The organism is Thiolapillus sp., assembly GCF_048562965.1.
Lineage (GTDB): Bacteria > Pseudomonadota > Gammaproteobacteria > Chromatiales > Chromatiaceae > Thiolapillus > Thiolapillus brandeum_A.
Window position 1 is genome coordinate 1 of sequence record NZ_JBHNMF010001278.1, and the last position, 728, is coordinate 728.

Annotated in this window: 2 protein-coding genes; both read left to right on the plus strand. The window is 53.8% G+C overall.

Annotated features, from left to right (window positions below; translation table 11 throughout):
- Positions 1-34: 34 nt before the first annotated feature.
- Complete coding sequence (locus tag ACOCD2_RS23805; RefSeq protein ID WP_419626271.1) at positions 35-550, plus strand: transposase; 516 nt, start codon at positions 35-37, stop codon at positions 548-550.
- Positions 525-728: transposase (locus ACOCD2_RS23810; RefSeq protein WP_293726282.1), on the plus strand; the 204-nt coding region annotated here is incomplete at its 3' end. The genes ACOCD2_RS23805 and ACOCD2_RS23810, both read left to right, overlap by 26 nt.

Below are 728 nucleotides of genomic sequence, written 5' to 3' on the forward strand. Positions count from 1 at the left end.
AACAATCATTGAGAGTGGGCAGAGAGAGTAGGAAATGAGTTACCCGAGAGAGCGGAAAGAAGCCGTTCTGAAGAAGATGCTTCCGCCGAACAACAAAACGATCCCTGAGATATCAAAAGAAGAAGGGATCAGCGAAGGGACACTGTACAACTGGAGAAAGGCCGCCCGTGCTGAAGGTCGTTTGATGCCGGATGGAGATACCACGCCAAAGGGCTGGTGTGCAGCTGATAAGTTTGCAGCGGTTGTCGAGACGGCTTCAATGAATGAAGCCGAGGTTTCAGCTTACTGTCATGAGCGAGGGCTGTATGCCGAACAGATCAGCGAGTGGCGAGCCGCGTGTGAGCAGGCGAATGACTGGGAGCGCCATCAAAACAAACAATTGAAAGCTATCCGCAAGGCGGATGAGAAGCGGATCAAGGAGTTGGAGCGGGATCTCAAACGGAAAGAGAAGGCGCTGGTAGAAACCGCTGCCTTATTGGTGCTAAGAAAAAAAGCCCAGGCGATCTGGGGGGCACAGAGGAAGAATGATCAATGTCCCAGATCGCCGTAGAGCCGTTGAATTGATCAATGAAGCCGTAGAGGCTGGTGCGTCGAAGAAGAAAGCCTGTAGTGAACTGGAGATCAGTTCGCGCACCTATAGGCGCTGGACCCAGTGCGGCAGTGTCAAAGCCGATGGCCGCCCAGACGCAGAACGCCCGGCGCCTGCGAACAAGCTGATGCCAGAGGAA